This window comes from Rhodococcus sp. EPR-134 (genome assembly GCF_001647205.1).
In the GTDB taxonomy this organism is placed as follows: domain Bacteria; phylum Actinomycetota; class Actinomycetes; order Mycobacteriales; family Mycobacteriaceae; genus Rhodococcus_F; species Rhodococcus_F qingshengii.
In genome coordinates this window covers 1-8,087 of the sequence record NZ_LVCT01000805.1, presented here as the reverse complement: position 1 = coordinate 8,087, position 8,087 = coordinate 1, and the positions used below count along the sequence as shown (strand labels likewise).

The 8,087-nt window shown below is 63.0% G+C and carries 8 protein-coding genes; 4 read left to right on the top strand and 4 right to left on the bottom strand.

The window, feature by feature from the left end; all coding sequences use genetic code 11:
* From A2J01_RS34615 to A2J01_RS34600, 4 genes are all read right to left on the bottom strand, one after another.
* Positions 1-1,035: ABC transporter transmembrane domain-containing protein (locus A2J01_RS34615; RefSeq protein ID WP_269455354.1), on the bottom strand; the 1,035-nt coding region annotated here is incomplete at its 3' end.
* A gap of 58 nt (positions 1,036-1,093) precedes the next feature.
* Positions 1,094-2,137, bottom strand: coding sequence for a cytochrome d ubiquinol oxidase subunit II (gene cydB / locus A2J01_RS34610; protein WP_003939727.1), 1,044 nt, complete (start codon positions 2,135-2,137; stop codon positions 1,094-1,096).
* Between the two features lie 9 nt (positions 2,138-2,146).
* Entirely contained in the window at positions 2,147-3,646 is a 1,500-nt protein-coding gene (locus A2J01_RS34605; protein ID WP_042451401.1) for a cytochrome ubiquinol oxidase subunit I, read from the bottom strand.
* A 154-nt stretch (positions 3,647-3,800) separates the two neighbouring features.
* On the bottom strand, positions 3,801-4,664 hold the full coding sequence (locus A2J01_RS34600) for an aminodeoxychorismate lyase (RefSeq protein ID WP_007733829.1): 864 nt from the start codon (positions 4,662-4,664) through the stop codon (positions 3,801-3,803).
* A 79-nt stretch (positions 4,665-4,743) separates the two neighbouring features.
* Between A2J01_RS34600 and ygfZ the strand changes: the two genes are divergently transcribed.
* The 4 genes from ygfZ (at position 4,744) to A2J01_RS35580 (ending at position 7,886) form a co-directional block, all read left to right on the top strand.
* Entirely contained in the window at positions 4,744-5,865 is a 1,122-nt protein-coding gene (gene ygfZ / locus A2J01_RS34595) for a CAF17-like 4Fe-4S cluster assembly/insertion protein YgfZ (protein ID WP_042451405.1), read from the top strand.
* Complete coding sequence (locus tag A2J01_RS34590) at positions 5,862-6,530, top strand: MOSC domain-containing protein (RefSeq protein ID WP_064114475.1); 669 nt, start codon at positions 5,862-5,864, stop codon at positions 6,528-6,530. The genes ygfZ and A2J01_RS34590 overlap by 4 nt, the downstream gene beginning before the upstream one ends.
* Positions 6,527-7,480, top strand: coding sequence for an asparaginase (locus A2J01_RS34585; protein ID WP_003940365.1), 954 nt, complete (start codon positions 6,527-6,529; stop codon positions 7,478-7,480). Before A2J01_RS34590 ends, A2J01_RS34585 begins: the two co-directional genes overlap by 4 nt.
* A 202-nt stretch (positions 7,481-7,682) precedes the next feature.
* A complete protein-coding gene (locus tag A2J01_RS35580; protein ID WP_003940337.1) occupies positions 7,683-7,886 on the top strand; it encodes a DUF3073 domain-containing protein in 204 nt (67 codons plus the stop codon).
* The last annotated feature ends 201 nt before the right edge of the window (positions 7,887-8,087 follow it).

Here is an 8,087-nt window from a genome sequence, read left to right as displayed (position 1 = left end):
GACCACCGTCGTGCTACCACCCTCCGGCGCGGCAGAATCCGCCTCGATAACCTCGAATGCCTTGTCGGCTGCCGCCATTCCGTCCTCGGCGGCGTGGAACTGGGTTCCCACCATCCGAAGTGGCAGGTACACCTCGGGGGCGAGGATCAACGCGACTATCCCCGGCTCGAGTGACATGTCGCCGTACACCAGTCGCAAGCCGATACTCACGGCCACCAACGCGACGCAGAGCGTTGCGAGCAGTTCCAGCACCATCGAGGACAGGAAGGCAACGCGGAGGGCAGACATCGTCGTTCGCCGATGGGCGTCACCGAGTTCACGGACGCGCTCGGCAGGACCTTGCTGACGACCGAGCGCTCGTAGCGTCGGCAAACCGGCAAGGAGATCGAGCAGTTGCGAAGACAACGTGGTCATCGCTGCCAGCGTCTTCTCCGACTTACCCTTTGTCAGCAGGCCGATCAGAATCATGAAGATGGGGATCAGCGGCAGCGTCACGAAGATGATGACCGCAGACGTCATGTCCTGCACCGCAATGACTATCAGGGTGATGGGTGTCAGCGTCACCGACAAGACCAGGGCCGGAAGGTATCCCGTCAGGTACGGACCGAGACCGTCGACACCGCGGGTGACCACGGTCGCGATCTCGTCACGCCGCGGATCCAGATCGCGAGGGCTCATCGCCGTCGCCGACGTCAGCACGCCGTTCTTGATCTCGGCAACGACGCGAGTCGACGCCCGGTGCGCATACCTGGTCTGCAGCCAGGTCCCCAGAACTCGGACCGCCACAGCTGCGGCGAGAACAACCAATTCGGTTGTCCACGAGGAAACATCCACAGTTCGAGTGGTGATCACTCCGGCCAGCACCCGGCCGATCATGAGCGCCGCGACGATGACCATCACGACGTTCACCATCGACAGAGCAACAGTCAGGATCAGATAGCCGCGCGCAGAAGCGGAATGTCGCCACAGCCGCGGGTCGATCGGCCCCCGGCGACGCTCCCGAGTGGTGGGAGCGTCGCCTACTTCGATAGTCACGTGAATTCGACCGTCAGTTCTTTCGTGTTTCGAATGTGTCGTGATTCAGGGTTCGTGACTACCAAGTCTTCTCCTTGAATCGCAGACCGATCGACGCCGGAATCTGCTTGGAGGAGATGCGCTGTCGGAACACCCAGTACGTCCAGCCCTGGTAGATGATCACCACCGGCGTCATGAATGCCGCGGCCCACGTCATCACCTTGAGCGTGTACGGACTCGACGACGCGTTCTCGATGGTCAGGCTGTACGCCGGATCCAGCGTCGACGGCATGACGTTCGGGAACAGCGAGGCGAACAGCAGCACGACGGTGGCGATGACGGCCACACAGGTGAGAACGAAGGCCCAGCCTTCGCGCTCGGCCCGCGTCAGGAAGACGACGCCGATCAGTGCCGCAGCAGCGGCAGCTACCAGAATCCACGTCCATCCCTTGCCGTAGGCGAGTTGCGTCCAGAGGACGAATCCGCCGGCGACCGGAATAGCCGGAATTGCCAGTCGTGCGGCAATTTTCACTGCGTCTTCACGAACCTCGTCGGCACTCTTGAGTGCCAGGAACACTGCGCCGTGGAGAGCGAACACCAGCGCGGTGGTCAGACCGCCGAGCAGCGCGTACGGATTGAGCAGATCGAAGAATCCCGACTCGACCTGCTTGTCGGCGTTGATCGCCACGCCCCGAACGATGTTCGCGAAAGCCACGCCCCAGAGAACTGCCGGGACCCAGGAGCCGAAGATGATGCCCCAGTCGCAACGCTGACGCCATTTGTCGTCGTCGATCTTGCTTCGCCATTCGATGGCACAGATACGAACGATCAAGGCCACCAGGATGATCAGCAACGGTAGATAGAACCCGGAGAACAACGTCGCGTACCACTCCGGGAATGCCGCGAACATCGCGCCACCGGCGGTGATCAGCCACACTTCGTTGCCGTCCCACACCGGGCCGATCGTGTTGAGCGCCACCCGTCGACGCGTATCGGCCGGGAGGTCACTGCCTCTGCCGACGATCGGCATGAGCATCCCGACACCGAAGTCGAACCCTTCGAGGACGAAGTACCCGATGAACAGTACTGCGACGAGCACGAACCATACTTCTTGAAGTCCCATGATCGCCTCCTAGTACGCGAACGACAGTTGTTTGGGCTTGTCCGGATCTTCCGGCTCATCATGATCTGTATCGCCCGGCGGATGCATGTCGTGCTCCAACGGGCCTTCCTTCGCGTACCGCACGATCAGCTTGAACCAGACGACTCCCAGCGCTCCGTACAGCAGGGTGAAGGTGATCAGCGAAGCCCAGACGGTAGCCGACGCGTGGTCCGAAACACCTTGGTCGACAGTGAGTCTGATCATGTCGACGCCGGTCGGGTTGGGATGCACCACCCAGGGCTGACGGCCCATCTCGGTGAAGATCCAGCCGGCGCTGTTCGCCATGAACGGAGTGGGGATCGCGACCAGGCTGAGGATTCCGAACCACTTCTGGTCCGGGACCCGCCCCTTACGAGTGACCCACAGTCCCGCGAGAGCCAGTGCTGCCGAACCGGCGGCGAGGCCGATCATGGCGCGGAAAGACCAGTACGTGACAAAGAGATTCGGTCGGTAGTTACCCGGTCCGAAGTCCTGCTCCGCCTGCTCCTGCAGTTGGTTCACGCCTTGCAGTTCGACGCCGGTGAACTTGCCCTCGGCCAACCATGGAAGAACGAACGGCACCTTCAGAACGTGCGTCACGCTGTCACAGTTGTTGTGAGTGCCGATAGTGAGGATCGAGAAGTCCGGATCCATCTCGGTGTCGCACAGCGATTCCGCCGACGCCATCTTCATCGGCTGCTGCTGGAACATGAGCTTGCCTTGGACGTCACCGGTGTAGATGATGCCGATTCCGGCCACGATCATGACGAGCAAGGCGAATCGTGTTGCAGGGCGGTACATCGTGCGCGCGTCGGACTCGAGGCGCTCGGCTTCGGCGGCCTCAGCCTGCTTGGCGCGGCGCATGTTCCGCACCATCCACCAACCACTGATGCCGGCAACAAACGTCGCCGCCGTCAGGAAGGCGCCGGCAACCGCGTGCGGGAAGGCAGCAAGAGCGGTGTTGTTGGTCAACAGCTCCCAGATACTGGTGAGCTCGGCACGACCCGTTTCAGGGTTGTACGTCGCACCGACCGGATGCTGCATGAACGAGTTGGCCGCGATGATGAAGAACGCCGACGCGTTGACGCCGATCGCCACGAGCCAAATGCACGCCAGGTGTACAAGTTTGGGCAGCCTGCCCCAACCGAAGATCCAGAGTCCGATGAAGACGGACTCCATGAAGAAGGCGACAAGGCCTTCCAATGCGAGCGGAGCTCCGAAGACGTCACCGACGAATCGCGAGTACTCGCTCCAGTTCATGCCGAACTGGAACTCCTGCACGATGCCGGTGGCTACACCGAGTGCGAAGTTGATGAGGAAAAGCTTGCCGAAGAACTTGGTGAGCCGATACCAGTGGTCCTTTTTGGTGACCACCCACATCGTCTGCATGATCGCGATCATCGGCGCAAGTCCGATGGTCAGCGGAACAAGGATGAAGTGGTAGACGGTAGTGATACCGAACTGCCACCTGGAGACGTCCAAAGTATCCATTGGCTACTCCGAGAGTAGGGCCCTGGGACAGGCTTCGGGGTTCGAGACGCGGGCAGTCGCTCGGCCCCTGCGGACACGGTACTGCTGTCCGGTTTGGACCGCAGGACTTTGCTACTACCAAATGTAGTAGAGACCTGTCGCGATTCCTATTCGCCTATCGCCCTGCTGAATCCGAATCAATTGCACGTTCAACCAATTCCGCGAATTCCCCGGAGACCTTCGGCTCTGGCAATGTGAGCCCGTCGAGTGTATGGACGCGTGCGGCCAGCGTGACGCTCGAAACCATCCACACTCCGTCGGCCGCAATCAAATCCGCAGGTCGGAGGGTTTCGTATCGGCAATCGAAGCGAGCACTGCCGGCAACGTCGAACAGGGCGCGCTGCGTAGTGCCCATCAAAATGCCCTGTGCGGGAGGCGGTGTGATCAAAGTCCTGTCCCGAACGATCACCACCGTCGAGCGTGGCCCCTCCAACACATTGCCCTCGGAACTGACGAAGATCACATCGTCAGCACCCAAATTCGCCGCATATCGAAGCGCTGCCATGTTGGTTGCGTACGACAACGTCTTCGCGCCCAGTAGCTGCCAGGGTGCCCGGGCAGAGAGATCGACAGAGAAACCTCGCTCGAGAGTCATCACCGACAACCCCGATTCGCGGACCTGTCTGACCCGATCGGCCACCGGACCGACCATCACGAAGGCTGTCGGCTTGTCACCGCTCTCACGGCCGCGGGTCAGAACAAGACGAAGAGCGCCTTCCTTCTCGGTCCCCCACTCCTCGGCAGCCATCTCGATCGCCAGACGCCAATCATCGAGAACGGGAGCGGGCAGACCGAGTGCCCGCGCGCTCAGAACCAGTCGACTCAGGTGTCCCTCGACCACCCGGGCGCGGCCGTCGCGTACCAACAGCGTCTCGAAGACTCCGTCGCCGCGCACCACCGCCAGGTCGTCGGCGTGCAGAAACGGTGCGTCAGCATCGAGCACCTCATGGTCGAGAGTCACCAATACGCGATCAGGCATGCCATCAACCCTAACGATCCGCCAAGCCGCCGGGGCCGCCCTGTAACCGCGATCCCGCCCACACTCCTAGACTGGTCTCGTGGTCGACAACGCTCTTGTGCCCAACAGCCCACTTCTGACTTCCCCCGGCGCGGTCACCGCACCGGACGGTTCGGCCGACATCGGTGTCGCGTGGCACTACGGCGATCCTCTCGGCGAACAGCGAACCGCGCAGCGCGCAGCAGTGGTGGTCGACCGCAGTCACAGATTCGTGATCGCCATTCCCGGCGACGAACGCCTCACGTGGCTGCACACGATTTCGAGCCAGCACATCGCCGCGCTCCCCGACGGCAAGAGTGCCGAGAACTTGAGCCTGGACGTCAACGGACGCGTCGAGCACCACTTCGTGCAGACGGACCTGGCAGGTGTCACCTGGATCGACACCGAGGCGAACCGCGGACCCGACCTTCTCTCCTTCTTGAAGAAGATGGTGTTCTGGTCCAAGGCCGAACCTCGAGACGGCAACGAACTCGCGGTCCTGAGCCTGATCGGACCCGAAGCGTCAACTGTCCTCGCCGCACTCGAGGTTCAGACACCCACCGAGGCCTACGACGCTCACGCCTTGGCCGACGGCGGATTTGTCCGCCGCATGCCGTGGCCTACCGAGAACTCTTTCGACCTTCTCGTCCCACGTGAGCAACTGGCAGCGTGGTGGACCAGGCTGACCGATTCCGGCGCCAAGCCCGCCGGCAGTTGGGCCTTCGAGGCACTGCGCGTCGAAGCGACGAGGCCTCGCCTCGGACTGGACACCGACGAACGGACCATCCCGCACGAGGTCCACTGGATCGGTGGGCCGGCCGAGCACGGCGCCGTCCACCTCGACAAGGGGTGCTACCGCGGTCAGGAAACCGTCGCCCGAGTTCACAATCTCGGCAAGCCCCCGCGCCATCTCGTCATGTTGCACCTCGACGGCAGCGCCGAAGCCGTCCCGGAACCGGGTGACCCGATCACGGCGGGCGGACGGGCCGTCGGACGCGTCGGGACCGTCGTCAATCATCACGAGCTCGGCCCCATCGCACTCGCTCTGATCAAGCGCAACATCCCGGTCGACACCGAACTGATGGCCGGCCCCAGCGCTGCGTCCATCGATCCGGATTCGATCGTGGCGGACGACGCACCCCAGGCCGGACGTGAGGCTGTCAACCGATTGCGCGGAAAGTGACGGGCATGGTCGACGCGGTCTGCGTCGTCCACACCGAACGTGACAGTGGCGTCAGGCGAGTCCCCCGTACCGCGATCGACAAGCGTCCCGTCGACGGCCGCGTCGCGGTCGGCCGACTCGGTCTGGGTGGCGACTACGTCTGCGACACCGAGTTCCACGGCGGCGCCTTCCAAGCTGTCTACGCGTATCAGCGCGACGAAGCGCAGCGCTGGTCGGACGAATTGGGCCGACCTCTCGGCCCCGGATGGTTCGGCGAGAATCTTCACATCAGCGGGATGCTCGTCACGGACGCCGTGATCGGCGAGCGTTGGCACATCACCGGAGCCGAGGCGTCGGACGTTCTCGAACTCGAGGTGACCGCGCCCCGCGTCCCGTGCGGCACCTTCGGCATCTGGGCCGCGGAAAAGGGCTGGGTCAAAAGATTCACCGAGCGGACCGACGTCGGCGCCTACCTTCGCGTCAACCGGACCGGCACGATCGCCGCGGGCGATTCGGTCACCCGAGTCCACGTACCGGATCACGGAGTGACTGTTCGAGAGGTCTTCGCCGGAACGGACCCTGAGCGGCTTCGACGGCTGCTCGCAGAACACACCGACCTTGCACCGAACGTCACCGCGCGCGTCCAGAGGTTCATCGAACACGCAGAAGCGCAGGTGCACTCGTGAGTATCGAATTGGTGGAAGTGGTCCGCTCCGGATTCCGCGAATGCGTGCATCGCGGATCGGCCGTCATTCTCGGCGCCGACGGCGAGGTCGTTGTCGGACTCGGGGAAATTCACACACCCATCTACCCGCGCTCGGCGAACAAGCCGCTGCAAGCCGTCGCTGCGCTTCGTAACGGCTTTGCACCCACCAGCCCGGAAGAGCTGGCCGTCGCGTCGTCCTCACATGCGGGCGAGGCCGATCACATCGAACTGGTCGCAGCGCTTCTCGCTCGCTACCAACTCGGTGTCGACCAGTTGCAGTGCCCCTCCGATCTGCCGGGCAACGAACTGGCCCGAGCCGAACTGATCGCAGCGGGCGAGCTTCCCAGCCCGATCTACATGACCTGCTCGGGCAAGCACTCCGCGATGCTCGCCACGTGCGTCGTGAACGACTGGCCGCTCGAGACGTACATGGAGCCGACTCATCCCCTCCAACTCGCGATCCAGGAGACGATCTTCGATCTCAGCGGCGAGGAAGAGCAGGAACTCGGCATCGACGGTTGTGGTCTCCCGATCGTGCCGCTCTCGCTCACGAACCTGGCTCGGGCATTCGGACGCCTGCCCTCGGCTGAGCCCGACTCACCCGAACGAGCTGTGGCCGACGCGGTCCGCGAGAACCCCTTCCTCGTCTCGGGCACCGGCCGCAACGATCAGCGCCTGATGTCCGCCGTGCCGGGTCTGTTCTCCAAGACCGGATACGACGGCATCTACGCCGGAGCGCTTCCCGACGGTTCCGCTTTCGCCCTCAAGATCGACGACGGTCACGAGCGGGCGCTCCTGCCCTTGGCGGCAGCTCTGCTCAAGCGGATGAACACCGAGTGGACCGAGGAGTTGGCGGCTCTCGCATCCGCTCCGGTCTTCGGCGGCGACGCCCGAGTGGGGACGATTCGCGCAATTCCCGGAAACTTCTGAGCAGTTCTCACAAAGTTCTGACGAGTTCTTTCAGCATCCTGGCAGCTCGCGGCCATAGTGAGAGCAATCAGACACGGCGGTGAGGCCTTCGTGGAAGCGGAAGCGACTTTTCCACGCTAGAGTGTGTGTCAGGAAACTTACACACTCAAACGGGGCCGCCAAATTCCCCAGGCCGCCCCGCGAAAGCGCGAGGGGGTCAGCCATGGGCCGCGGCCGGGCTAAGGCAAAGCAGACCAAGGTTGCACGCGAATTGAAATACAGCGTACCGACCACGGATTTCGACAGCCTGCAAAGAGAGCTCGCAGGTGGATCGACCAACTCGCATCGGAGCAGTGTCCGATCGGACCAGACTTCCGATAGGGAAGGGCATGCGCGAGAGGACGACTACGACGACTGGCGGCGTTGACCGCGCACTGCCACCGCGCAGACTGTGAAATGAGGAAGAGCTGATCGCTCTTCCTCATTTTTGCGTTCCATTTTCCGCCTCGCGCCTGCTTGTACGGACACACAAAACTGCCCCACCGGATCTCTCCGATGGGGCAGCTGACGTTGTGGTCTAGAAGCGCGGGTGGTCTCCGGCCAGGAACGCACGCTCTGCAGCGGCGTC

Bases quoted from the DNA above. Each gene is read 5' to 3' on its own strand.
- A2J01_RS34600 (WP_007733829.1), bottom strand. From the start codon at position 4,664: ATGCCTGATCGCGTATTGGTGACTCTCGACCATGAGGTGCTCGATGCT.
- A2J01_RS34605 (WP_042451401.1), bottom strand. From the start codon at position 3,646: ATGGATACTTTGGACGTCTCCAGGTGGCAGTTCGGTATCACTACCGTC.
- cydB (WP_003939727.1), bottom strand. From the start codon at position 2,137: ATGGGACTTCAAGAAGTATGGTTCGTGCTCGTCGCAGTACTGTTCATC.
- A2J01_RS35580 (WP_003940337.1), top strand. From the start codon at position 7,683: ATGGGCCGCGGCCGGGCTAAGGCAAAGCAGACCAAGGTTGCACGCGAA.